Here is a 24,901-nt window from a genome sequence, read left to right as displayed (position 1 = left end):
GGTCGGATTCTGATGAAGCTCCTGCGAATTGCGTGCGCCCTCTCCTGCCTGGCGGCGACCGTCGGGACCGCTTGGGCGCACGCCATAGTGCTGAGCTCCTCCCCGCGTCCGGACGGCAAGGTGACCGGTCCGGACGCCCTGTTCGCGATTCGCTTCAGCAGCCGCATCGACGCCGGCCGCTCGTATCTCAAGCTTTTCAGGATCGATGGCGAGGCCCTCGTCCTGCCGCTCGCGGACGCCGCGTCCGAAGACACGCTGAAAGCCAGGGCGACGGGACTGACCCCCGGACGCTACCGTCTGCATTGGCAGACGCTGAGCCCGGACGGTCATATTTCGCAGGGCGACATCCCCTTCGACGTGAGCCGCTGACATGCAGCTTTTCGTCGATATCTACGGCTTCCTGAGCGTCGTGCTGCGCGGGTTCATCCTCGCGGCGCAGTCCGTCTCCGTGGGCGGCCTCGCCTTTCTGCTGATGCTGGTCTGGCCGCTGGGGTCCCGTCTCGGCGGCACGGGGGCGGCGCTGGAGAGCCGGGCTCTGCGGCTGATCCTCCTCTCCGCCTCCGGACTTTGCGCGGCGGAGGCGCTCGCGGGCGCCTCGCTCATCCTCATGCTGGTTGGCACTCTGGACATTCCCGTGCACGAAGCGGCGGGGGCGCGCGCCGTGGCGGTCGATCTCGTGGCGGCGGTCCTCGCCGCGGTGATCGCGCTTGCCGCCCGGCTGGCGCGGCAGGCGGGATCGGGCGTCGCCGCGATCCGCGCGGCGGCCCCGGTGCTGGCGGCGCTGCTGCTCGGCGTCCAGGCTGGCTCCACCCATGCGGTCAGCCAGTTCGAGGGCGCCTATGCGCTGGCCGCCGCGGAGTTCCTGCATATGTGCGGAGCCGCCGTCTGGATCGGCGGCATTCCCTATTTTCTCATGGCGCTGACGGATGTGGCCGAGCCGCAGGCCCGCGCGGAGGTCGCCCGCCGCTTCTCGCTCATGTCCATCGGCGCCGTGGCGGCGCTGCTGGCGGGCGGCGCGCTGATGGCGACGTTCTACGTGGAGACTCCGCCGGCGCTGTACGGCACCTCCTATGGCGTCATGCTGACCGCCAAGATCGTGCTGCTTCTGGGCCTGCTGTTCCTGGGCGGGCTGAACTTCCTCGCCGTGCGCCGCCTGAAGGAGCAGCCGGCCGGGCCGCTGCTGCGCACGCGCCGTTTCGCCGAAACGGAAATCGGCGTCGGCCTGACGGTCCTGTTCTGCGCCGCCTCTCTCGCCTCATTGCCGCCCGCTCGCGATCTGCCCAACGACCGGGCGAGCTTTTCAGAGATCGTCGACCGTCTGGAGCCGCGCCTGCCCGTGCGGCTGGAGAGCCCGGATTTCGAGACGCTGTCCGCCGCATTGCCTCCCGAGGCGCTGAAGGACCTGCCGCCCGGCGCCCAGCCGCCGCGCTCCCCCGCTGACATCGCCTGGTCGGAATACAACCACCACTGGGCGGGGCTTTTTGTCGTCGCCATGGGCGTGATGGCGCTGCTCGAACGCGCCAGCCGGCGCCTCGCTCCCGTCATGAGCCATTGGCCGCTGGTCTTTCTGGGGCTCGCGGGGTTCCTGTTCCTGCGCGCCGACGAGGCCGTCTGGCCGCTCGGACGGCTCGGGCTGATTGAAAGTCTGCGTGATCCCGAGATTGCCCAGCACCGTCTTCTGACGCTGCTGATCGTCGCCTTCGGCCTGTTCGAGTGGCAGGTGCGGCGCGGCCGCATCCGGGCCTGGTGGGCGCCTTATGTCTTCCCGGTCAGCACGGCGACGGCGGCGGCTTTCCTGCTCACCCATTCGCACGCGCTCGCCAATCTCAAGGAAGAGACGCTGATCGAGATCACCCACACGCCGCTCGCGCTCGTGGGCGTCGCGGCGGGCTGGTCGCGCTGGCTGGAGCTGCGTCTCGACGGGCGCGCGAAACGGATCGCCGGCTTCGTCTGGCCGGTCGCCTTCATCCTCGCCGGGCTGATGCTGGTCTTCTACCGCGAGGCCTGAAGCGCCGTCGCGAAGCGCCGCCAGAGCGCCTGCGGCGGGTCGTTTAAGGCGGCCTCGAACGCCGGCTCGAAAGCGGAGCCGCCTTCCAGCGCGCGCATCAGCCGCGAGAACGCCGCCGGGTCGCCGCGGCGCAACCAGCCGATGAAGAGCGCCGCCTGCCGATAGGCCATCCGCTGCCGGAAGCTGCGAAGATCGCAGCCCGCCCCGCAGGGCGGCGCGGCGGCGAAGGGGATCGACAGAAAATTCGTCCAGCGCGAGGCATCGAGAATCACGCCATAGCCGTCGCGGATCGCCCGCGCGGCGTCCGCGTCGCTGACGCTCTCCGCGGCGCCGCCGTCCGAGGCCAGCACCGCGAGCCCTTCCGTGAACCATTGCGGCGGACGCGGCGCCCCTCGCGGGCGCCAGCCGAAGAAGTGCACATGCGACAGCTCATGGGTGAGCACGCTGACCAGCCGCCAGCTTTCGTTCTGGCAGAGCGCCGGCGAGAGCATGGCGCGCCCGGCGCGCGAGACGCCCACGATATCGGCGTCGCCCAGCCCATTGGCGCGGGCGTAGGCCGCGTCGTCAGCAAAAACCGCGACGACGGGAGGGCGTGCGAAGGGCCGGCCATGTTCCGCTTCGATCTTTGCGACGGCGGCCGGCAGGGCGGCGGCGGCGGCCTCGGCGCGGGCGCGCGCCTGCGCCTCGAAATGCACCCGCGCGTCTTCGGGGAGGGTTGGAAGGGCGGCGGGGTCGTTGATCTGCGCGATGAGCGCCGCGCGCAGCTCCGGCTGGATCGCCAGCGCCGCGACAAGGGCGGCGGCGAGCGCCGAAACCACCAGTTTCAACGCGCCGGAGAGCGGCATGGGTCTCCTCCCGGCCCCGCGAGACCACTGCGCGAAGGCCCTCTCGCCATCCCTCGCAGGGTCGCTTGCCGTGCGCAAGAGGGAGGCGGCGGCCGGTCGAAAACGCAAAAGGCGCGGGTCGCCCCGCGCCTTTCATCCGAACGCCGTCGCGTCCGTTACTCGAACCGGCCGGCCGCGTGGCCGAGCATGGTGTAGACCTTGCCGGCGTCGCCTGTGAGCAGCTCCAGCGCCTTGGAGCCGTCGCGATCGCCGCGGCTGGTTTCGAGGAGAAGCTCCTCGAAGTGGCGGACGTAATGGTCCAGCGTGCCGCGAAATTCGGCGTCGACCCGATAGCGGCGGCGAATCTCCTCGAAGGTCTGATGACCCTGCGCGGTGTAGAGGCGCCGCCCGAAGAGGGCGCCCTTTTCGCCGCGCTGGTAGCGACGCCACAGATCCGTCACGGCGGCGCTGTCGACCATGCGGGCGATGTCGAGCGTCAGCCCGTCCAGCGCGCCGCCATTGACCTGCCGGGCCGGCCGCGCGGCCTTCGGCGACTCTTCACGAGACGCGCGGGCCAGGAGATCGCTCAGCCATCCGCCCTGTGCGTCGCGCGCGGGGGCCGCCTCGGGGGCGCGCGGGGCCGGGGCCGGAGCCGGCGGCTCCGGCGGTTGAACGACGCGGGCCTTGGGCGCTTCGGCGGCGCGCGGGGCCTCCGCACGCGGTTCCGCGCGCGGCGCCTCGAAGGCGCGGCGCGGGGCGGGCGGCGGCGCCTGCTCCGACACGTCGAAGACGCGTCCCGAGCGGGCGACAATGTCCGTCAGCTCATTGAGCGCCTTCACCTGATCGCCCACGACGCGACGCAGCGCCGCCGCCTGCTCGGCGGTTTCGCGCGGCAGTTCGACCGCGCCGCGACGGACTTCGTTGCGTGTCTCCTCGAGTTCGCGGTGGATCTCCCTGGAGAGCGCGCGGATATCCTCGGCCGTCGACTGGAAGCGGGCGCCGGCCTCGCCGAACAGGCGGTTGATCTCCTCATTGGCCTGCTCGAAGGAGGCGCGCATCGTCTCCTCGGTCTGCGCGCGCTGCGTCTCCGCCGCCGTGCGCAACGCCGCGAAGCGCGCGTCGACGAGATCGGCGGTTTCCTGCGACGTCGCCGACAGGGCGCCGCCAATCTCCCGCGACTGGTTCTCGACCGCGCGGAAGGTCTCCTCCATCTTGCGCGAGAAGGTGGCCATGACGTTCTCGACCTCGGTGCGCTTGCCCTCGATCAGCGACATCGCCTGTTCGAGCGACTGGCGCCGCGCCTCGAAAGCCGCGTCCAGCGCCTCCTGGCTCCTGCTCAACTGGCCGACGCTCTCGGTGAGCGTCTCCTGCCGCTCGTTGAGCGCCTCGACGATGTCGTGCGCATTGGTGATCGTGCCGCTCGCCACATCGCTGATCTGCTGCACCTGACCCGAAACGTCGCGGATGGCGGTCTGGAATTCGGCGAGACGGGCGCCGAGCTCGCGCTCCAGGCTGACGAGATTGCCGCCCGTCTTGTCGATGATCGCATGCAGCGAATTGTTGGTCTGGCCGAGCTTGTCGAGCAGGGTCGGCAGTTCGGAGCGGATCTTGTCGTTCATCTGGATGAGCGCGCCGATCGAGGATTGCGCGCCCGCGTCCAGCGCCGCCGTCAGCGAGGCGCCGGACTCGTCGATGGATCTGGCGAGCTCCTCGCGCTTGTCCCCAAGGTGCCGCACGATCGCCGCGCCGCGCGCCTCGATGGTCTTGGCGATCAGCTCGCCGACGCTGGTCAGTTCGCTCGTGACCGCGCCGCCGCGCTCCCCAAGAGTCGTCTGAATGGCGGCCAGCCGGTCGTCCAGCGCCGTCTGGATTTGCGTGAGCCGCGCCTCCAGCGCGCCGCTGATCTGCGCGACCCGCTCGTTGAGCGTCTGGCCGAGGTCGCCGGCGCGGGCGTGCAGCGTGGTGTCCAGCTCGCGGCGGGCGTCGGCGAGAGCCTGATTGATGTCCTGCAGACGCGCCCCGATCGAGTCGACGACGCTGCGCCCGCGCTCGTCCATCTCGGTGGACACTGCGCCCAGGCGCTTCACGACATTCTGCTCGAACAGCTCGATGCCGCCGTCGAAAGTCCTGGCGAGATCCTTGGCGCGGCCGCCGAGCGTTTCGTTGATCTCCTCCGCCTTGGCCCCGAGCGTCTCGGCCAATTCGGTGGAGCGCGACAGAAGCACGGAGTCGATGCTCTCGAGCTTCTCCTCCATCGCCTGAATGACCTCGCGACCGCCTTCGCCCATGACGCGCGCGACTTCCATCGCGTGGTTGGCGAGCGACGCCTGAAGCTTCTGGCCGCCGGCGCCGAGGCCCGCGTCCATCTGCCGGACCAGCGCGTCGATGCGCTCGGACGCTTCGCGCGTGCGGGAGTCGGTCACCGTCTCGAAGGCTTCGATCTTGCTGGACATGGCCGTCGCGATGTCGATCGCGCGCGACTCGAGCTTATCGACGAGCGCTTCGCCCTTCCCGATGATCGTGTGGTCGATGGCGTCGAGCTTCGCATTGACCTCGTCGGCGAGCTTGCCGACCTCGTCGCTCAGGCGCGAGAAGACGGAAACGGTCGTGGCGTCGAGCTGGCTCACCAGCCTGCCGCCGCGAATGGAGATCGCCTCGTCGATGGAGTCGAGGCGCGTGTCGATTTCCGTCGCGAAGTGGCGCGAATTGTCGCCGATGCGCGTCGCGAACTGATCGACCTGTTCGGTCAGCTTCTCGACGAAGACGCCGCCATGAACGCTGAGAGTCTGGTCGATGGCGTCGAGCTTGTCGTCGAGCGTCTGGTAGAGCTGCTGCGCACGCTCGTCGAGGCCTGAAACGAGCTGCTCCGAACGCGTGGACAGATTGTCCACGAGCTTGCCGCCCCGGTTCGACACGGCGTCGTCGAGGGCGCTCAGCCGCGCCTCGATCTCTTCCGCGAAATGACGCGAGTTGTCGCCGATGCGCGAGGCGAAATAGTCGGCCTGGGCGGCGATGCGCTCGACGAGCGCCCCGCCCTGCTCGCCCACCGCCTGATCGATGGCGCTGATCCGGTCGTCGACGCTGGCGACGAACTTCTCCGTCCGCGCGCCGATGCGCGCGTCGGCGTCCTCCGTGCGCGCGGCCAGATGTTCGACGAGCGCGGCGCCGCGTCCGCCGATCACTTCCTCGATGACGTTGAGCCGCTGGGCGACGTCGTCGCTCAGCCTGGCCGCATGTTGCGCCACGCGGTCGGCGATCTCGGCGCCGTCGCTCACCATGGCGTTCTCGAACTGCGTCAACTGCTCGCCGAGCGTGGAGGTGATCCGGTCGCCATGTTCCGCAAGCGCGGACACGACCTCATTGCTCTGCGACAGCACGGAGGTCTCGAAGGCCACGAGCCGGTCAGAGAGCAGCTCGTTGAGGCGTTCGCCCTGCGTGGCGATCGCAACCACCGCGTCGCTCGCCGTCGTGGCGAAGCGGTCGTTCATCTGTTCGGAGTTGAGCGCCAGGGTTTCCGTGGCCTCCTCGACGCTGCGCCGCAGATTTTCACGCAGCGCGGCGCTGTGCGCCTCGAATTCCTGCATGGCGAGTTCGCGCGTCGACTCCATCGTCTGCGCGACGGCCATGCCGGCGTTCTCCAGCGCCGCCATGCGCTCGCCGAGCAACTCGTCGACGCGCTGCGCGTGATCGGTCACGATCTGCGCGACATTGTCGCTGTGCCGGCGCACCGAGTCCTCAAAGGACTCGACACCCGTCGACAGCAATTCGGCAACGCGCGCGCTTTCGTCCCCGAGCCGCCGCGTCGTCTCGGCGTTGGCGTCCTGAATGGCCGTCTCGAACGCCCGCAGCCGTTCGGAAAGCTCCTCGGTGGTCAGCGCGGCATGATCGAGAACGCGCTGCGCGACGCCCTCGGCCTGGCGCAGGAAGGTGTCGTCGAAAGCGGAGAGGCCCGCCGTGAAGGCGTCCCGAACCTCCTCGGTCTTGGCGGTGACGCTCGCCGCGGCGTCGTTGCTGTGGCGGGCGACGGCCTCCGCGAAAGCGGCGAGGCCCTCGGTGATCGCCGCCACGGCCTGATCGCCATGCTGCGCGACGCGGGCCGTCACCGTCTCGCTCTGGCGCAGAATGGCGTCCTCGAGAGAAGCGAGGCCGATCGACAGATTGTTCAGCGCGCGATCGCCCTGTTCGGCGACGCGGGACGCGGCCTCCTCGCTCTTGCGCGCGACGGTCTCCTCCAGCGTCTGGATCTGACGCGCGAGCTCGCCGGTGGCGCGCTCGCCATGCGTGGAGACGAGGCTGGCGACCTCCTCGCTGCTGCGCGCGACGGTCTCCTCAAGTGCGGCCACGTGACGCGCAAGCTCCATCGTGGCCCGCTCGCCATGCGTGGAGACGACGCCGGCCACCTCCTCGCCGCTGCGCGCGACGGTCTCCTCAAGCGCGGCGACCTGACGCGCGAGCTCCATCGTGGCCCGCTCGCCCTGCATCGAGACGACGCTGGCCACCTCCTCGCCGCTGAGCGCGACGGTTTCCTCAAGCGCGGCGACCTGACGCGCGAGCTCCATCGTGGCCCGCTCGCCCTGCGTGGAGACGATGCCGGCCACCTCCTCGCCGCTGCGCGCGACGGTCTCCTCCAGCGCGGCGACCTGACGCGCGAGCTCCATCGCCGCCCGCTCGCCCTGCGTGGAGACGACGTTCGCCACCTCCTCGCCGCTGCGCGCGACGGCTTCCTCCAGCGCGGCGACCTGACGCGCGAGCTCCATCGTGGCGCGCTCGCCCTGCGTGGCCACCACGGCGGCGACGCCCTCCCCGTGACGCGCGACCGACTCCTCGAACGCCGCGAGCCGCTCCGACACGATGGCCGAGGCGCGTCCGCCTTCCGACGCCACGCGGGCGGCGATCGCCTCGCTTTGCTGGAGCACCGTGTCTTCGAAGGCGGCGAGGCCGGTCGCGAGATTGGCCAGCGCGCGGTCGCCGTGGTCCGTCACGCGCGCCGCGAGCTCCTCGCTGCGATGCGCGACCTGCTCGGTCTGCGCCGCGATCGCGTCGTGGAAAGCCGTGAGATGCTCGGTCAGCGTCTCGGCGGTCTGGGCGCTGTAGTCGCTGATGCGCGCGGTCAGTTCGTCGTTGCGCTGCGCGAAGACCTCCTCGAACTGCGCCACCTGATCGGCGAGCGCGGCCGCCGCCTGCGCGCCGCCCTCCGAGAGGCGGGCGGCGATGCCTTCGCCCTGCTCGGCGACGGCGGCTTCCAGCGCGGCGATCTGGCGCGTGATGTCCTCGACCGCGCGCTCCCGCTGCGCGGACACGCTCTCCGCGACATCCTCGGTCCGGCGCAGCAGCGCCGACTGGAATTCGGACAGACGTTCGGTCAGCGTGTTGGTGGCGCGGTAGCTGTGCTCCGTCACGCGGGCGGCGAGCTCGTCCCCGCGCGCGGCGAAGACGTCCTCGAAGGCCACGAGGCGCTCGCCGAGCGCCGACGACAGGCGGTCGCTCTGTTCGGCGACGCGCGTCACCGCCTCCTCGCTGTTGCGGGCAACCGAATCCTCGAAGGCGGTCAGTCTTTCGCCGAGCGTCGCGTCGAGCTGGGAGCCGCGCTCGACCACGCGGCTTACCATCTGTTCGCCGCGCTCCAGAACCACTTGCTCGAAGGTCTGGATGCGGTCCGCGAGGGTCTCGCTGACGCGATCGCTGTGCGCGCCGAGCGCGGACACCGCGTCCACGGCGACGCTGGCGAAGCGCTGTTCGATGAGCTGCGCCTGCTCGGAGAGCGCGGCGGTGGTTTCGTTCAGCGTGTTCGCGATCGACATCTGCAGCGACTGGCCGCGATGTTCGAAATCCTCCTGCGCGCGGCTGTTCGCCTGCTCCATATGGTCCAGGAACCGCGTTTCCGCCGTTTCCAGCATGGTCCGCGCGCGCTCCACCTGCTCCGCGACGCCCGTGGTGAGGCGCTCGGTGGTGACGGCGAGCGATCGGTCGAGCGCGCCGCCATGAATGGAGACGGCGTCCTGAATCGCGGCGCCGGTCTCGGACAGGCGTTCGATGAGGTGATCGCCCTGCCCTCCGACCGTGTCGGCGAATTTCGTGCTCACGTCCTCGAAGCGCGCGACGATCTCATCGCCGCGCATGCCGAAGTCGGCGACCGCCGCGGCGCCGGCCTTTTGCAGCCTCTGCCCGACCTCCGCCGCGCCCTCCGAAAAGAGCCGGCTCACGTCTTCCGTGGCGCCGCCGATCTTCTCCGCCACCTGTTCGCCCGTCTCCGTCAGCGTGCTGACGACGCGGTCGCCGTGAGAGGCCAGGGCGGCCTCGAAATTGTCGCCCGCCTTTTCCAGCGTGAGGCGGATTTCCTCCCCCTTCGAGCCGAGCGAGGAGGTGACCCGCGCGCCCGCCGCGCTGACCGCCTCGGCGAGATGAACGGATGTCGCCGAGAGTTCCTGCGAGAGCGCCTCGCGCGCGCCGAAAAGCGCGGTGCGGGCGTTGTCGGCGTTGACGAGGATGGCTTCGCGCTCGCGGGTCAGTTCGTCGATGAGCAGACGGATGCGCCGCTCGTTCTCGGTGTAGGAGCGCTCGAGATTGGTCACCTCGGTGCGCACGATCACTTCAAGTTCGCCGGCGCCCGCGAGCGCGCGTTCGATGCCGTCGCCCATGGACGCCGCCTCGCGGCGAATCGCCTGCGAGAGCGACACGACCTGCTCGCTCGCGATGGTCTCGGGCTCGATGAGGCGGATCGCCACCTCCGTCATGGAATTGGCGATCAGGCGCATTTCATGGGCGCGCCGCGCCATCAGGCCGGTGATGAAGAGAAAGATCGTCGGACCCACGAGGCCCGCGATGGCCAGAATGGGCCTGGGCGCCAGAAGCGACCCGTCGACCTCCAGAATCTCGTCGCGGTGAAAGTAGACATAGAGAACCCAGCACGCCGCCCAGAGCGCGATCGACGCGAAGGTCATCCCCATGATCGAGCGATTGGGCTGGATTTGCAGCGCCGCGCGCAACTCGCCGACCGTACGGCGGTCGTCGTTCGCCGGCGGGATATGCGGCGTCACGAGCGACGACGGCCTCGGCGTCTCGCGCGCCTCGGATTTGCGCGCGCCGGGTTGCGGCACATTCGGCAGGCCGGAGGAGACGTCTTTCGCGAGGCCGCCGGATTTCGCCGCGTCCATCTTCGCCGCGTCGGCTTCCGTCGCCGGAGGGGCGCCGAGATCGAGCGCTTCCTCGATCGCCGACAGAGCGGCGGAGGCCGCGTCCTGAATCTTGCCCGATTTCGCCATCGTCACTTCTCCGGACGGCCCGAACAAGCCGCCCCGTGCTGCGCGCCTGGGGTGGGCGCGGAAAGGATTAACCAAATATTACAGCCCCTCACCTTCAATTGAAACACGAGCGGCGCGCGTATTCGGAAACTTCGTTAACGCAGGCTTCAGACGTCGGCGCGAGGCTGGGCGCAAACGCCCCCTCGCCTGCATCGGCCGGACCATTACATGTTGTTATGAGCTCGGCTTTTTTCTGAAACTCGAGCGGGGGGCCAAGCGGAGTGAGGCATGGCAAACCCTGCGGCTGTTGATATGTCCCGTGAAATCCAGAGGATCGACGAAACGCTGGGGACAGCGCCTGCGGCGCCGGTCCTGGACCTCGTCCATCTGTCTCGCCAGACGTTTGGCGATCATGCGCTAGAGATCGAGCTGCTCACGCTTTTTGAGCGTCAGGCGGCGCAGTTTGCGGCGCGACTCACCGAATCTCGCCTCAATGACGACAAAATCGCGCGCATGGAGCTGGCCCATATGTTGAAAGGCTCGGCCCGCTCGGTCGGCGCCTGCGCCGTGGGCGCGGCGGCGGAAGCCTATGAGACGGCGCTGCGCCAGGGAGACGGCGCCCAGGCCCGGCTCTGCGACGCGCTGGTGGCGGAGATCGGAGCGGCGCGGGCGGAGATCGCCGGACTTCTCTAAAACGGCCCGACCGGGAAATATTTGAGATAGAGCTCGCCGAGCGCGCCGCGCCGGTCGAGCTTGGCCAGCGCGTAATCGAGCGCGCGCCGCAGCGGCTCATTGCCTTTGCGGACGGCGATCCCCACCCCCTCGCCAAAGTAGCGCGGATCGGTGAAGGGACCGTCCTTGAACGCGCAGCAGCCGCCCGCCTCGGCCCCGTTCAGCCAGAAGGAGAGGCCGATGGCGTCGCCGAAATGGGCCGTGACCTTGCCGGTTCTGAGCGCGTTGCGCGCCTGCGCCGTGGTTTCGAAGACGACGCGTTCGGCCTCTGGATAGAAGGTCTTGAGAAAGGCTTCGTGGCGCGATCCGCCGACGACCGCCACCTTGCGGTCGCCGATCGCCTCGGGCGTGGCGGCGGAGAGCGGGGTGTCGCGGAACATGACGAAGCGGCCGGGCGTCAAGAAATAGGGAGCCGTGAAATCCGCCCGCTTGCGGGTGTCGTCATTGATCGCCAGCGCGGCGATGACGGCGTCGCCGCTGGTGTCGTCGAGGGCGGGCAGCAGAAGCTCCCAGCTCCGCCGCTGGATGGTGCAGGGGATTTCCAGTTCGGCGCAGAGGGCGCGGGCAAGGTCGATGTTGAAGCCGGCCAACTGCCCGTCCGACAGCAGGAAATTGAACGGCGGGAAGTCGTCCTCCGTCAGGAAACGGATCTGCTTCAGGCGCGAGAGGTCGGGCTTCTGCAAGGCGCGATGCGGATCGAAGAACGAGGGGATCGTCACCTCGGCCCGCGACGGGCCGCAAGCCGCGAACGCCGGCAACAGGCAGGCGGCGAGGACGCTCAGGCGAAAGCGGGGCAAGGGCGCTCCATGCGAAGATCGGTGTGCATGGCCATTCTAAATCGCTTGCGGCCGGCTCGCCATGCGGCAATAGTCACGCTCAAGCGTTTTTTGTGAAAGTTGCTCATGAGCGTGGCGTCGGCTGATGTTTACCCTGCCGATCCCCTCCCTCGCCCGCGAGAGGAGGCGCGCGCCGCGCCGCCGCGCCCTCGATCCGCTGGCCGACGCCGCGAGACGCAGCGCGCGCCCGGCGGCGACCGCGCCGCGCCAGCCCGCCGTGGAAATCGCCTTTCTGGCCCATTATGGCGTCCCGCCCGAGGCGCTGAATTACGCCATGGCGCGCGCCCGCGCCGATGGCGTGTCGGCCGACGCCGTGCTGCTGGCCGAGAAGATCGTGGCGGAGGACGTCTTCTATCAGGCGCTCGCGGATCATCTGGGCGTCGCCTTCCTGGACGACGGCTTCGATCTCGCCCCGGGCGCCTTCGCCGCCGCCGCGCGCGGCTATGTCCCGTTGGGCGAGAACGCCGAGGGCCTGCGCTGGCTCTTCGCCCCCACTGGCGCCGGGATCTTCCGCCTGATGAGCGCGGTTCGAGCCGCAAGAGGGCGGCCGCTCTTCGGTTTGACCACGCCTGGGCGGCTGAACGAGGCCCTGCGCCGCGCCCGGCCGACGGACGCCGCACGGGCCGCGAGCCTGTCCGCCGAGCGCGTCGATCCCGACCTGTGCGTGCGCGCTTCGCTTTGTCCACTGTCGCTGGCCGTGGCGACGGCGGGACTTTTCGGCGCCGTCGCCGGACTTTTCGCGCCGTGGGAAGAAGCGCGGCTGCTGGCGGCCTTTTTCCTCGCGGGCGCGTCTCTGGCCAGCATTGGCCTGCGTCTTTACGCTTGCGCCGCGGGTCTCAAGGTCGAGGAGCCGGCAAGCTGGATCGAGAATGCGCGGCTACCGGTCTACACGGTGGTGGTGGCGCTCTACAGGGAGGCGGCGGTCGCGCGGCAACTGGCGCGCGCCATCGACCGCCTCGACTATCCGCGCGCCAAGCTCGACGTGAAATTCGTGGTCGAATGCGACGATGAGGCGACGGCCGCCGCCCTGCGCGCGCACGCCCCGCGCACGCCCCATGAGATCATCGTGGCCCCCGAGGGCGCCCCCCGCACCAAGCCGCGCGCGCTCAACATCGCCATGCCCTTTGCGCGCGGCGACCTCGTCGCGGTCTTCGACGCCGAGGACATTCCCGACGGCGGGCAGCTTCGGCGCGCGGCGGCGATCTTCGACCGCTCGCCGCCCGAGGTCGCCTGTCTTCAGGCCAGCCTCGCCATCGACAATGGCGGACTCAACTGGATGACGAGCCTCTTCGCGCTCGACTACGCCGCGCTTTTCGATGTCTACAACAAGGGTCTGGGAGCGCTCGGCCTGCCGCTGTTTCTTGGCGGCACCTCCAACCATTTCCGGATCGGGGCGCTGCGGGAGGTCGGCTTCTGGGACGCCTTCAACGTCACCGAGGACGCCGATCTCGGCCTGCGGCTGGCGCGGGCGGGCTACGCCGTCCGCACCTTCGACTCGCACACGTTCGAGGAGGCGCCCGCCGATTTCTCCGCCCTGCTGAAGCAGCGCACGCGCTGGCTGAAGGGCTGGATGCAGACGGCGATCGTTCACTGCCGTCACCCTGCCCGCTTCGTCGCCGACTTCGGCCCGCGAGGGGCGCTGGCGGTGCTCGCCATGTTCGCGGGCGGCCTGCTCGGGCCGATGTTCGGGCCCCTGCTGGGCGCGCGCTTTCTCTACGACGCGGCGACCGGCGCGCTTGCCCGCGCGGGCGTCTTCGGCATGGCCTGTTCCGCGCTCTGGTGCCTTGTCGCCGCCTCCGGCACCGTGGCGCTCGTCGCGCCGCTGCTGATCGGCGCGCGCCGGCGCGGCCTGTCACGCCAGCGCCGCGCGCTCGCCTATCTGCCGCTGTGGCTGCTGATGCTCAGCTTCGCGAGCTGGCGCGCCTTGTTCGAACTCTGGCGGCGGCCCTTCCACTGGGAGAAGACCGAGCATGGACTGACCGCGCGGCGACCCCGACTCCTCAGGCGAAGAGCCATTGTTTGAGGAGGAAGCCGGCGCTTAACGCCTTGCTGTAATGCTCGTGCAGCGCGGTGTGGGTCATGCCGGCGCGCGGCAGATCGCTCTTCTTCATCCGGCGGAAGAAGGGGATCAGCACATCCTCGAAATTGGCGACGGTGTATTTGCCGCCGTGGCGGTCGGCGACGCGCTCGGCCACATTGGTGAAGAGCAGCATGAGCGCCTTGAACAACGCCGGATTGGAGATGTTCTCGTCGATGGCGTGAAGGCCCAGACCGTGGCGGCAGGCGCGCAGATAGGCGTTCAGCACGGCGTAGACCTCCTCCGCCGGCGCGCCGGCGAAGGCGCCCTTGATGGAGCGCAGCGCGGCGTTGAAGGTGACGCGCGAGATCATGCCCTTCTTGCGTTCCGCCGGGCTCAACAGGCCGGCGAGCGCGCTGTCCTTGCGCGTCTGGAACAGGTCGAACACATTGTGCAGCAGCGCCTCGGTCTCGGTCTCGACCTCGGAAAGTCTGCGAATGTCGAGCAGAAGCTCGTTGGGCACCGGCCGCTGTTTCGTGTTGATATCCATGAACAGGCGGCATTCCTGCGCGCGCGTGAGCCGGTTGTAGATCACCACGGGCACGCTGACCGAGGCTTTCGCGAGCCGGAAGCCATAGACGCGGTGCTGCCCGTCGATGATGAGGAACGCCTTCTTGTCCTGGCGGAAGCTGAGGGTCCCCGTCTCCTTGTCGAAATGCAGATGCGCGCGCGACTGGGCCGACAGCACCACCGCTCCCGGCACGGTGCCAAAGCCGGAGTCGATATAGCGGGCGATGGATTTCGCCCGGCGCTCATCCAGAAGACGCTGGAATCCGTCGATGGGGTTTTCGACGCGCGGCTCGACCATGCAGGTCTCCGCCAGCAACTCGCTCGGCAGGACGAGCGAATAAAAGCGATGCTTGCCCTGGGCGACGACGAACGCCCTGGCGCTGACCGCCTTGGCTTTCGGGGCGCCGGAGCCGCTGTCGGGCGCGTCCCGGTCGTCGTCCGCGAGGGGGGTGGAGTCGGCGAGATCGCCAATCGTGTCCCGATCCATGTCTCTGATCCCATCAGCGCGAGCTTGACAGCGCTCACGAAAGCTGACTCGACGAATCAAAATCGGCACTCGCAGGCAGGCTAGGCGCGAAACGTTAACGGGACAAGGCGACGGGCGCCGGCCGCGGTTTTCTCTTTCCTTTGGCGCGCCCGCGGATGTAGATAGGAGATCAAACGGCCCGGCGGGCTGGAGGCGCGTCGCCCATGTGGTCGATCATCAAGTCGTTGCGGCGGGTGACGGGACAGCCGCTCTCGCGGCGCTTCAACAGAAGATTTCGCATGAACCGCTACGAACGCACCCCTCAACCGGCAGGCGAGGCCGAGCTCGAATATCTCGACGGCGAATATCGCGTGCGCAAGCCCGGCGCCTATGTGCGCTGCGCCGTCACCGGCGAGCCCATTCCGCTCGAGGATCTGCGCTACTGGAACGTCGATTTGCAGGAGCCCTACGCCGGCCCCGACGCCAAGCTGAAGAAGCTCGGGCTCAGCAAGCCCGACTGAGCCGCGCCTTTTCGAGCGCCTGAGCAAGCGTCGCCGCCAGCGCGTCTTGTTCCGCGACGATGAGACGAACCGGCAGCGTCTCCACGGCCGGGGAGCCCGCGGGGAGACGGACGGCGTCCTTTTCGGTCGTCAGCAGCCTCGCCGCATGGCGGCGAGCGACGGCGGCCAGTTCCGCCATATCCGTCGCGCTGAAGCGATGATGGTCCGGAAAGACCCGGCGCGCGACGATCTGCGCCCCGGCGTCGGCCGCCGTGCGAAAGAATTTTTCGGGCCGTCCGATCCCCGCAAAGGCCACGACCCGCGCGCCAGCGAGCGTGGCGCTCGGCCGCGCGACGACCTCCGCCCGGAAGACGGGCTTTTCGGCGCGAGACGCGAGCACCGCTCCGCCGGCGCCGTCGCCAATGACGACGACGGCGTCGGCCGCGTCGAACTGCGCCAGCAGAGGCGCGCGCAGCGGCCCGGCCGGGAGGCAATGGCCGTTGCCGGCGGCGTATTCCGAGTCGATGACAAGGAAGGCGAGGTCAGCCGCCAGACGGCGGCTGTGGAAACCGTCGTCGAGGATGACCGCCGTCGCGCTCATGCCGAGAGCGGTGTCCGCGCTGACGACGCGGTCAGCGCCGGCGATGGTCAAGGCGTGGCGCGCGAGCAGGAGCGCCTCGTCGCCAGCGGTTTCGGCCGTCTCATTGGGTTCGACAACGAAGGAGCCCGTTCGGCGCCGACCGCCGTAGCCCCGCGTCAGCAGCGCCGGGCGTTCGCCGAATTGCGCCAGAAGTCCGGCGAGGGCGATGACGAACGGCGTCTTTCCGTCGCCGCCGGCCGTCAGCCCGCCGACCACGATTGTCGGCAGGGCCGCGCGCGGCGCCTCGCGCCGCAATCGCCGCGCCGCGACGGCGCCGTAAATTCCGCCAAGCGGCGCGAGGACACGCGCAGCCGGGCCATTGGCGCGCCAGAAGGCGGGCGCGCGCCTCATTCAGCGGCCCTCTATCGCGACCTGCGCAATATAGGGCTCGACCGCGTCGATGATGCCGCGTGACGCGCCGCCGAGCTTCTCGACCGCCTCCGCGCCGGCGCGGCCCATGCGCCGCATACGCTTGGGATCGGAGAGAAGATATTGCGCCGCCCGCGCCAGCGCGCTCGCGTCCGTGACCCGCGCGGCGGCCTTTGCGGCCGCGAGCGCCGCATAGACCTCGCTGAAGTTGTCGACATACGGCCCGTGCAACACGGCGCAACCCAGTTTCGCCGGCTCGATGGGGTTCTGCCCGCCGCCGGCGGCAAGCGATTTGCCCATGAACACGACGCCGACGCTCCTGAAGATCAGCCCCAGTTCTCCCACCGTGTCCGCGACATAAATCGCGACGCCGGCCGACGGCTCGCCGTCGCGGCTGCGCAGCGCGACCGGCAGGCCGCGCGCCTGCGCCAGCGCGGCGATCTCGGCGCCGCGTTCGCGATGGCGCGGAACGATGACCGTGAGAAGCTCCGGGATCGTCTTCGCAACGTCCATGTGAGCGTCGAGGACGAGCGCCTCCTCGCCCTCATGCGTGGAAACGGCGGCCCAAACGGGCCGCGCGCCGATGGCGCCGTTGAATTCCGCGAGCCGCGCCGGATCGGCGGGGGGCGGCGGCACATCATATTTCAGATTGCCGCCGACGCGCACGCAGGGCGCGCCCAGCGCAATGAACCGCGCCGCATTTTCGGGGTCCTGCGCGAGACAGAGGTCGACCGCGCGGAAGATCTTGCGGGCGGCGCCCGGCAGGCGGCTCCAGCGCTCGGCGGACTCGCGCGAAATGCGCGCATTGGCGAGCACCAGCGCAACGCCGCGCGCGGAGAGCGCCGCGACCGTGTTCGGCCACAGTTCCGATTCCGCGAAAATGGCGATGTCCGGCCGCCAGTAATCGAGAAAGCGGTCGACGAATTGCGGCGCGTCCAGTGGGATATATTGGTGAAAGGCGCCCGCCGGCAGCCGCGCGCACAGCAGCCGCGCGGAGGTCACCGTGCCGCTGGTCACCAGAACCTCGGCGCCTCGCTGAATGAATCGTTCGACGAGCGGCAGCAAGGAGAGCGTCTCGCCGAGACTGGCGCCATGCATCCAGACCAGCCGGCCGGGCGGCCGCTCGCGCGAGGCGAAGCCGAGACGTTCGTCGATTCGGGCCGGATCCTCCCTGCCCTGCGTGACGCGCCAGTTGAGCAGGGGGCCAGCGAGGGGCGTGAGCGCGACAGTCGCCAGTCGATAAAGCTTTAAGAGCGGCATGATCCCCGTTCTGTTGAACCGGTTGCGCCTTGCGCCAAGGCCAGACCGCACGGGGCGCACTTTTGGGGGTGCGCCGATCCGGGCGACAGGGTCCGTCTTATTGTTCTCAAAGCTGGCGAATTTAGGAAGCGCCCGCCTGGCTGTGCGATCATGTTCCAGGCCGGGCGCAAAGCCCCCGCTCGGAGAGAGCGGGGGCTCGTCTTATCAGGAAAGCGCCGCCATCGCTTTCTCGAAAGCGACCTCCGCGCGCAGGCTGTCGAGGTCACGGCCGAGCGTCGCCACGGCGAGCTTGCGGCTGCCCGCCGACAGGACGACTTCGCAGTCGCCCGCCGCCGGATCGCCGGCAAGCGCGGCATGGTCCCATGACGGCGCATGGCCGACATAGGAGATCGCCTGATCGTAATGCTGGCTCCAGAAGAAGGGCGCCGCGTCGAAACGCTCGCCGCGCCCCAGCATGTTGCGCGCCGCCGTCTGGCCCTGACGCTCCGCGACGACCCAATGCTCGACGCGGATCGCCTCTCCCGTGATCTTGTCGGGCCAGCGCGCAATGTCGCCCGCGGCATAGACGCCGGCGACGGACGTTTCGAGAAAGGCGTCGACCAGCACGCCCCGGTCGACGGCGAGGCCCGCCGCCTGGGCGAGCGCGAGATTGGGCCGCACGCCCACGCCGATCGCCACAATGTCCGCGGCCAGCGACCCGCCGTCCTTCAGCGTCAGCCCGCCGTCCCCGATCTCGGTCGCGGAGTTCTCGAGGTGGAAGACGACGCCATGGCTCTCGTGCAGCCGGCGAATGTGCGCGCCAAGGTCCGGCCCGAGAATGCGCGCCATGGGAACGGCTTCCGGCGCCACGACGTGAACGTCGAGCCCGCGCGCCCGCAACGACGCCGCAACTTCCAGCCCGATGAAGCTCGCGCCAATGATCGCGGCGCGCTTTGCCCCCGCGCAGGCGGCGACCAGACGGTCGGCGTCGGCGAGGCTGCGCAGGTAAAACACATTCGGCCGGTCCGCGCCGGGAATGGGAAGGCGAATCGGATCGGCGCCCGTCGCCAGCAGCAGCGCGTCGAAGCCCACCGACTCGCCGCCGTCGAGCGTCACGAGACGGGCGGAGACGTCGAGCCGGTCCACCCGGCGCCCGGTCCGCACATTGATCCGCTGCTCGCGGTACCAGTCCGGATCGCGCAACGGCAGCCATTCCGGCTGCGCGGTTCCAGCGAGATAATCCTTTGAAAGATTGGGCCTGTCATAGGGCTGCGCCGGATCGGCTCCGATCAGGTCGATGGCGCCGTCATAGCCTTGGGCGCGCAACTCATGGGCCGCCGCGAAACCGGCCGCGCCGGCGCCGACGATGACGACGGCGCGCGGCGCGCGGGTCGGCGCGGATTTCGGAGCCTGCGTCCGGATGCGCTCGCGCGCGAAGATCTTTCCGTCCGACTGCTCGACGCGCCAATGCGCGAGCGCGTCGAAGGCCGGCGCACGCAGGGCCTCGCCGCTGCGCAGGCTGAAACAGGCGTGATGCCAGGGGCAGCGAATGGTTTCGCCGACGACGAGCCCCTCCTCCAAAGGCCCATGATAGTGGGTGCAAAAGGCGCCGACGACGAACACCTCGTCGCCCTTGCGCACCATGATGGCGTCCTTGCCGCCGACGTGACCCCGAAGGGGACGCCCCTCCACCACCGTCCCGGCCTCGATCCCGAGCGCGAAGTCCTGCCCGACTGTTTCATCGCTCTGCGACATGTGTCCCCCTCTCGCCGGCCGTCATGAACGCGGCCGCTGGCTAATAAACTGGGCGCTTCCGCACGGACGGCAAGCAGCCGGAAGCGATCGCGCGAATCAGTTTGTACGAAAACAGACACAAGGAGCAGACCTGTTTTGCCCGGTTCAGGATAGCGAACTGAAATGCCGATGAGTTTTGCGGCGACGACGTTGTGACATTGACGCAACAGCAACAAAGACATTACCGCGCCACACCCGTATTTGCTCAATATCTGGGCAATTGCGAGAGACTTGAGCTTGAAGCCGAAGGTCCATGGCGTTGAAATTGACGCAGTTCCCGCCTCCCCAGACCGGAGTTCCTGGCAATGAAGTGGTATTCCCTCCCCGTCATAACTGCGGCGTCGATCGCCGCGACCATGGCCGGCGCAGCCGACCTGGCGAACAAGAAGGCGCCCGCCGCGCCTCCGCCGCCGCCAGCCTGGCTCGATACGCTGACCATCGACGGTTATGTCGAGGGCGGCGTGGCGATGAATTTCAACCAGCCCTGGAACGGCATCAACTGGGGCCATCTCTACACCGACCGCGCCAACACGCCGACCTTCAATGGCGCGGTTCTGACCGTGCAGCGTCCCCTCGACCCGAAGTCCGACACCTATGACTTCGGCTTCAAGGCGCAAGTCCAGCTCGGCGAGGACATGCGCTACAACCATCTGACGGGCACGACCGAATACTGGATCAAGAACCGCACCCAGGTCGGCCCGCTCGAGGCCAACGTTCAGGCGCATCTGCCCTGGAAGACCTTCCTCTCGCAGGGCGGCATCGACGTCAAAGCCGGTATCTTCCCGACGTACAATGGCGCCGAAGTCATGTACGCGAAGGACAACCTCTTCTACAGCCACTCCTACATCTTCAACTTCGGGCCCTTCCTCCACACCGGCGTGATGACGACGACCCACGTCCGCGAGTGGCTCGACGTCTACGCGGGCGTCACCACGGGCGTGAACACCTTCATCGGCTGGCCGGGCGACAACAACGGCTCGCCGTCCTTCCATGGCGGTTTCGGCCTCAACCTCCTCGACGGCAATCTGACGATCCTCGGCATCGTCCACCACGGCCCCGAGAACCCCAAGCAGATCGGCGGCCCCTACGACCCGGGATTCGGCTTCCCTGTCGCCTCCTGGCCGAACACGCCGTTCTTCTGCGTGTGTAATCCGAACTCGACCGCCCGCACCTACGCCAATCTGACAACAACCTGGAAGGTGACGGAGAACCTGACCCTCATCACCGACATGGCGTTCAACCGCGAGCGCGGATGGAACCCGGCCTCGGCTCTGGGCAATGTTCCGCAGAACTCCTACGGCCTCTACGACCAGTTCTTCCCGAACTTCGTGACGCCGGGCGGCTGGCCGACGACGGTCCTGTCCTATCTGCCCCAGCACCCCAAGGGCGCGGAGTCATACGCCATCGCGCAATATGCCTCCTACAAGGTCAACGACATCTTCAAGATCAACGGCCGCGTGGAATATTATCGCGACGCCAACAACTTCTTTGTCTCGGCCTTCCCGGGCTACTTCGACGCGATCAACTTTCTGCACGGCTTCTACTGCCCGTCCTGCATCGCCCGTCCCGCCAATGTCGGCACCAGCTATCTGGCGCTCACGGCTGGCATGACGATCACGCCGGAACTGCCGAAGCTGCCGATCATCACGGGCCTGATCCTGCGTCCGGAAGTCCGTTGGGACACGGCGGTCAATGGCACGACGCCCTTCTTCCGCGGCCTCAACTACAATGGCAACGGCCAGAGCCGTTCGCAGGGCATGTTCAACATGGACGTGATCATTCCCTTCTCGCTGCTCTGATACGGCGCGAGACGCAACTCGAAACGAAAGCCGGCGACGCCACGTCGCCGGCTTTTTCATTTGGCTGGCTTACCCATACGAAAAAGGGGCGCGGCACGCCGCGCCCCGTGAGGCTAGAGAAGAGAGTCCTGGGTCTGCTCATGAGATAGGCGCGCAACGCGGGCCTGCAAGGGGCGCTCAGCCGCGAGCGCGGCGGTGTGGCAGAAAAGGCGCCATGCCGGCGCGCGCCAGCGCGTCCGCCCGCTCGTTCATCTCATGGCCGGAATGGCCGCGCACCCAGTGCCAGGCCACGTCATGCCGTTCCTCGGCGGCTTCGAGCCGCTGCCAGAGCTCGACGTTCTTCACCGGCTTGCGGTCCGCCGTGGTCCAGCCGCGCGCCTTCCAGCCCTTGATCCAAGAGGTGACGCCGCCGCGCATATATTGCGAATCTGTATAGAGATCGACGGCGCAGGGCCGCGTCAGCGCCTCCAGCGCCATGATCGCGGCCATCAGCTCCATGCGGTTGTTCGTGGTCATCGGCTCGCCGCCGGCAATTTCCTTTTCTTTCTCGCCGAAGCGCAGGATGGCGCCCCAGCCGCCGGGGCCGGGATTGCCGGAACAGGCGCCGTCGGTCCAGATCGCGACGCGCCGGGTCATGGCGAGAGGCCGTAGCCGGCGAGGTCATCGACCGTGCGATGAAACCGCAGCTTGGCGAGATATTCGCGCGGGTCCTTCGGCCGCACCAGCGCGCCCTTGGGCACATTCAGCCAGTCGACATAGCGCGTGAGCAGAAAGCGCGTCGCGGCGCCGCGCGCGAGCAGCGGAAAGGCGTCGATCTCCGCGCGCGACAGCGGCCGCAGGCGGCGATAGGCGTCGAGCAGCGCCACGCCTCGTTCCGGCGCATAGACATGCCGCTCGTCGAAGCACCAGGCGTTGAGGCAGATCGCCAGATCATAGGCGAAGGCGTCGACGCAGGCGAAATAGAAGTCGATGAGCCCCGAGATCCGGTCGCCGAGAAAGAACACATTGTCGGGGAACAGATCGGCGTGAATGACGCCGCCCGGCAGATCACGCGGCCAATGGGCTTCGAGCTCGTCGAGTTGCGCCTCGACAATCTCGCGCAAGCCGTCGGCGACGTCTCCGGCGCGGTCGGCGGCGGGCGCAAACAGCGGGCGCCACGCGTCGACGGAGAGCGCATTGGCGCGATGCAGCGGGAAGCCCGCGCCGGCGAGATGAAGCCGCGCCAGCGCTTCGCCGAGCGCGGCGCAATGCGCGGGCTCGGGATGGTGGACCGAGTAGCCTTCGAGGAAGGTGACGATCACCGCCGGGCGGCCCGCGAGCCGGCCGAGCGCGCGCCCCTCACGATCGCGGACCGGCTGCGGACAGGTGACGCCCTGCGCGGCGAGATGCTCCATCAGCCCCAGAAAGAACGGCAAATCGGCTTCCGCCACGCGCTTCTCATAGAGCGTGAGAATGAAGTTGCCCGCGCTGGTGTGCAGGAAATAGTTCGAGTTTTCGACCCCCTCCGCGATGCCCTTGCACGAGAGGAGGTCGCCGAGGTCATAGGTCGCGAGAAACGCGATCAGCTCCGCGTCGTCGACCTGGGTGTAAACGGCCATGGGCGTCTTTCCAGAGAGCAACGCCCGTCAGGCCATCGCCCGCAGCTCCTTGGGCAGCGGGAAGGACACGCTTTCATCGGCGGTCGACACGGTTTCCACCGTGACCTCGTAGCGCTCGGCGAAGGCGTCCATGATCTCCTCGACCAGCACCTCCGGCGCCGAGGCGCCGGCCGTGATGCCGAGCGAGCGGATATTGCCGAAGATCTCCCAGTCGATCTCGCCGCGACCCTGCACGAGCTGCGCGGGCGCGCCGGCGCGTTCCGCGACCTCGCGCAAACGCTGCGAATTCGAGGAGTTGGGCGAGCCCACGACGATCACCGCGTCGACATTGGGCGCCACTTCCTTCACCGCCGCCTGACGATTCGTGGTGGCGTAGCAGATGTCTTCCTTGTGCGGGCCGACGATCGACGGGAAACGGCGCTGAAGGGCGTTGACGATCTCCTGCGAGTCGTCCAGCGACAGCGTCGTCTGCGTGACATAGGCGAGATTGCTCTCGTCCGCGAAGCTCAGCCCCGCGATGTCGTCCACGGATTCGACCAGCACCACGGCGCCGTCCGGCAACTGTCCCATCGTGCCGACGACCTCCGGATGGCCGGAATGGCCGACGAGCAGCACGCGGCGGCCGCGTTTCCAGTGAATCTCCGCCTCGCGATGCACCTTGGTGACCAGCGGACAGGTGGCGTCGATCGCCATCAGATTGCGGGACTGCGCCTCGGCCGAGACCGCTTTGGCGACGCCATGCGCGGAGAAGATGACCGGCGCGTTTGTCGCGGGGATTTCATCGAGCTCCTCGACGAAGATCGCGCCCTTAGACTTCAGGGATTCCACGACGTAGCGATTGTGCACGATCTCGTGGCGCACATAGACGGGCGGGCCGAATTTCGCGAGCGCGCGCTCGACGGCGTCGATGGCGCGAACCACCCCGGCGCAAAAACCGCGCGGCGAACACAGGAGAATCTTGAGCGGCGGCTTCATGCCGCGGGGCTGAGCATTCATTATGGCGCCTTCGGCAAAGGTTGCGCGCGGCCGCGCCGCGGCTCAATCAGCGGATCGTCCATCCGGACAAACGCCAATCTGGCGTCGATTGTCGGGAAGCAATGTCGCGCCGGCCGGACTCTGTCAAGCGGGCAGGCGACCGCGCGCCTGCGGGCGCGGGCAAGGGCTTGAGCAGGCGCGCCGGCGGGGGCCTGGGCAGGCGGCGGCGGAATCGGCGCTATCGGCTGGGTCGGGTCTGGGCTAGCATGAGGCAAATCCGTTGGCGACGGCGCGGGTTTGGCAAGAGGCGGGAGACCGAACTCCCCCAGCGACGGGAGGAATCAATGACCGATGTCGAGAGCATTCTGGCCTCCGCCCAGGGCGGACAGCTCGTCCCCAACCTCGCCCAGCGCTTCGGCCTGTCCGAAGAGCAGATCGAGAGCGCCATTCAGGCGCTGACCCCTGCCCTCGCCATGGGGCTCAACCGGGCGGCGGAAGAGCCGCAGGTCTTCGAGAAGGCTGTCGGCGCGCTCGCCGGCGCCTCCGGCTATTCCTTCTTCGATGACCCCTCGGCGGCCGAAAGCGAGGAGGCCGTCACGCTGGGCCGCGACCTCGTCTCCGATCTTTTCGGGTCTCCGGCCGAGACCGGCCAGGTGCTTCAGGCCGCCGCGCGCGCCTCGGGCGTACGGGCGGACATTCTCGGTCAGCTCCTGCCGATCCTCGCCTCGATCCTGCTCAGCGGGCTGACCAAATCCATCAATGACAAGGGTCTTGGCGGCCTTCTCGGCCAGCTCGCAAGCTCGGGCGCGCTCGGGGGGCTTCTGGAGCAGATTCTCGGCGGCGGCGCCCCCAGCCCGGCGCCCGCTCCCACGCCCCCGCCGCGAGGCAATGCCGGCGGCGGCCTGCTGGGCGGCCTTCTGGGCTCGATCCTCGGCTCCCTGCTCGGCGGGCGCCGAGCGCCGGCCCCGGTTCCGCCCAACGGTCCCGGCGGCGTTCCGCCCCGTGGTCCCGGCGGCGGCCGGGGCGGCGACGTGCTCGATTCCGGCGCGGGGCCGATCGAGTCGGGGGGCCTGTCCTCCGGCCTCGACGACGCCTCGATCCAGCAGGCGATCGAGGAGATCAAGAAGACGCTTCAGGTCGGACGCGGCGGCGGCGCGGGCGGGCAGAGCGGCGGCGGCGCGGCCGATCTGGAAAGCATTCTGGGGCAGATCCTCGGCAAACGCTGACGCCTGACGCGCCTTCTCCCGCAAGCGCCGGGAAAGGGCGCCGGGCTTGCGAGCGCGGCCTCTCGCG

The 24,901-nt window shown here is 68.8% G+C and carries 17 protein-coding genes; 7 read left to right on the top strand and 10 right to left on the bottom strand.

Annotation, left to right across the window (positions count from 1 at the left end; all coding sequences use genetic code 11):
- Positions 1–87: 87 nt before the first annotated feature.
- Positions 88–369 (top strand): copper resistance CopC family protein, encoded by a 282-nt coding sequence (locus ACR652_RS06055; RefSeq protein ID WP_434505623.1) that lies wholly within the window; start codon positions 88–90, stop codon positions 367–369.
- A gap of 1 nt (position 370) precedes the next feature.
- Positions 371–2,008: a copper resistance D family protein gene (locus ACR652_RS06050; RefSeq protein ID WP_434505622.1), complete on the top strand. Its 1,638-nt coding sequence runs from the start codon at positions 371–373 to the stop codon at positions 2,006–2,008.
- On the opposite strand, the gene ACR652_RS06045 is transcribed toward ACR652_RS06050, so the two are convergent.
- Together ACR652_RS06045 and ACR652_RS06040 are read right to left on the bottom strand one after the other, a co-directional pair.
- Complete coding sequence (locus tag ACR652_RS06045) at positions 1,993–2,853, bottom strand: hypothetical protein (RefSeq protein WP_434505621.1); 861 nt, start codon at positions 2,851–2,853, stop codon at positions 1,993–1,995. The two genes, ACR652_RS06050 and ACR652_RS06045, sit on opposite strands and share 16 nt — an antisense overlap.
- Before the next feature lie 155 nt (positions 2,854–3,008).
- Positions 3,009–10,094 carry an apolipoprotein acyltransferase gene (locus ACR652_RS06040; protein ID WP_434505620.1) on the bottom strand — a complete coding sequence of 2,362 codons (7,086 nt, stop codon included), beginning with the start codon at positions 10,092–10,094 and terminating at the stop codon, positions 3,009–3,011.
- A 267-nt stretch (positions 10,095–10,361) separates the two neighbouring features.
- On the opposite strand from ACR652_RS06040, the gene ACR652_RS06035 reads away from it, so the two are divergent.
- On the top strand, positions 10,362–10,766 hold the full coding sequence (locus ACR652_RS06035; RefSeq protein ID WP_434505619.1) for an Hpt domain-containing protein: 405 nt from the start codon (positions 10,362–10,364) through the stop codon (positions 10,764–10,766).
- Here ACR652_RS06035 and ACR652_RS06030 read toward each other — a convergent pair.
- Positions 10,763–11,602: a transporter substrate-binding domain-containing protein gene (locus tag ACR652_RS06030; RefSeq protein ID WP_434505618.1), complete on the bottom strand. Its 840-nt coding sequence runs from the start codon at positions 11,600–11,602 to the stop codon at positions 10,763–10,765. The two genes, ACR652_RS06035 and ACR652_RS06030, sit on opposite strands and share 4 nt — an antisense overlap.
- Before the next feature lie 124 nt (positions 11,603–11,726).
- Between ACR652_RS06030 and ACR652_RS06025 the strand changes: the two genes are divergently transcribed.
- A complete protein-coding gene (locus tag ACR652_RS06025) occupies positions 11,727–13,664 on the top strand; it encodes a glycosyltransferase (RefSeq protein WP_434505617.1) in 1,938 nt (645 codons plus the stop codon).
- On the opposite strand, the gene ACR652_RS06020 is transcribed toward ACR652_RS06025, so the two are convergent.
- Entirely contained in the window at positions 13,642–14,715 is a 1,074-nt protein-coding gene (locus ACR652_RS06020; RefSeq protein WP_434505616.1) for a DGQHR domain-containing protein, read from the bottom strand. The two genes, ACR652_RS06025 and ACR652_RS06020, sit on opposite strands and share 23 nt — an antisense overlap.
- 278 nt (positions 14,716–14,993) lie before the next feature.
- Here ACR652_RS06020 and ACR652_RS06015 point away from each other — a divergent pair, with 278 nt between their 5' ends.
- Complete coding sequence (locus ACR652_RS06015; RefSeq protein WP_434505754.1) at positions 14,994–15,215, top strand: DUF2093 domain-containing protein; 222 nt, start codon at positions 14,994–14,996, stop codon at positions 15,213–15,215.
- Here the strand turns inward: ACR652_RS06015 and lpxK are convergent.
- The 3 genes from lpxK to ACR652_RS06000 form a co-directional block, all read right to left on the bottom strand.
- Entirely contained in the window at positions 15,199–16,185 is a 987-nt protein-coding gene (lpxK, locus tag ACR652_RS06010) for a tetraacyldisaccharide 4'-kinase (protein WP_434505615.1), read from the bottom strand. The two genes, ACR652_RS06015 and lpxK, sit on opposite strands and share 17 nt — an antisense overlap.
- Positions 16,186–17,463 (bottom strand): 3-deoxy-D-manno-octulosonic acid transferase, encoded by a 1,278-nt coding sequence (locus ACR652_RS06005; RefSeq protein ID WP_434505614.1) that lies wholly within the window; start codon positions 17,461–17,463, stop codon positions 16,186–16,188.
- A 204-nt stretch (positions 17,464–17,667) separates the two neighbouring features.
- On the bottom strand, positions 17,668–19,197 hold the full coding sequence (locus ACR652_RS06000; RefSeq protein ID WP_434505613.1) for an FAD-dependent oxidoreductase: 1,530 nt from the start codon (positions 19,195–19,197) through the stop codon (positions 17,668–17,670).
- A gap of 344 nt (positions 19,198–19,541) precedes the next feature.
- Between ACR652_RS06000 and ACR652_RS05995 the strand changes: the two genes are divergently transcribed.
- Complete coding sequence (locus tag ACR652_RS05995) at positions 19,542–21,035, top strand: outer membrane beta-barrel protein (RefSeq protein ID WP_434505612.1); 1,494 nt, start codon at positions 19,542–19,544, stop codon at positions 21,033–21,035.
- Positions 21,036–21,212: 177 nt separating this feature from the next.
- Here the strand turns inward: ACR652_RS05995 and rnhA are convergent, their stop codons facing one another.
- The 3 genes from rnhA to ispH are packed head-to-tail and all read right to left on the bottom strand — an operon-like array spanning position 21,213 to position 23,629.
- The gene (rnhA, locus tag ACR652_RS05990; protein WP_434505611.1) at positions 21,213–21,671 is read right to left on the bottom strand and encodes a ribonuclease HI; all 459 of its coding nucleotides are present in this window, start codon (positions 21,669–21,671) and stop codon (positions 21,213–21,215) included.
- Positions 21,668–22,633 (bottom strand): homoserine kinase, encoded by a 966-nt coding sequence (locus ACR652_RS05985; RefSeq protein ID WP_434505610.1) that lies wholly within the window; start codon positions 22,631–22,633, stop codon positions 21,668–21,670. Before ACR652_RS05985 ends, rnhA begins: the two co-directional genes overlap by 4 nt.
- A 27-nt stretch (positions 22,634–22,660) precedes the next feature.
- The gene (gene ispH / locus ACR652_RS05980) at positions 22,661–23,629 is read right to left on the bottom strand and encodes a 4-hydroxy-3-methylbut-2-enyl diphosphate reductase (protein WP_434505609.1); all 969 of its coding nucleotides are present in this window, start codon (positions 23,627–23,629) and stop codon (positions 22,661–22,663) included.
- A gap of 323 nt (positions 23,630–23,952) precedes the next feature.
- Between ispH and ACR652_RS05975 the strand changes: the two genes are divergently transcribed.
- Entirely contained in the window at positions 23,953–24,834 is an 882-nt protein-coding gene (locus ACR652_RS05975) for a DUF937 domain-containing protein (protein ID WP_434505608.1), read from the top strand.
- Positions 24,835–24,901 lie beyond the last annotated feature (67 nt).

This window comes from Methylocystis sp., from assembly GCF_051061225.1.
GTDB lineage: Bacteria > Pseudomonadota > Alphaproteobacteria > Rhizobiales > Beijerinckiaceae > Methylocystis.
Note: the sequence above shows the minus strand (reverse complement) of the source record. Positions and strands in the feature narration are given on the sequence as shown.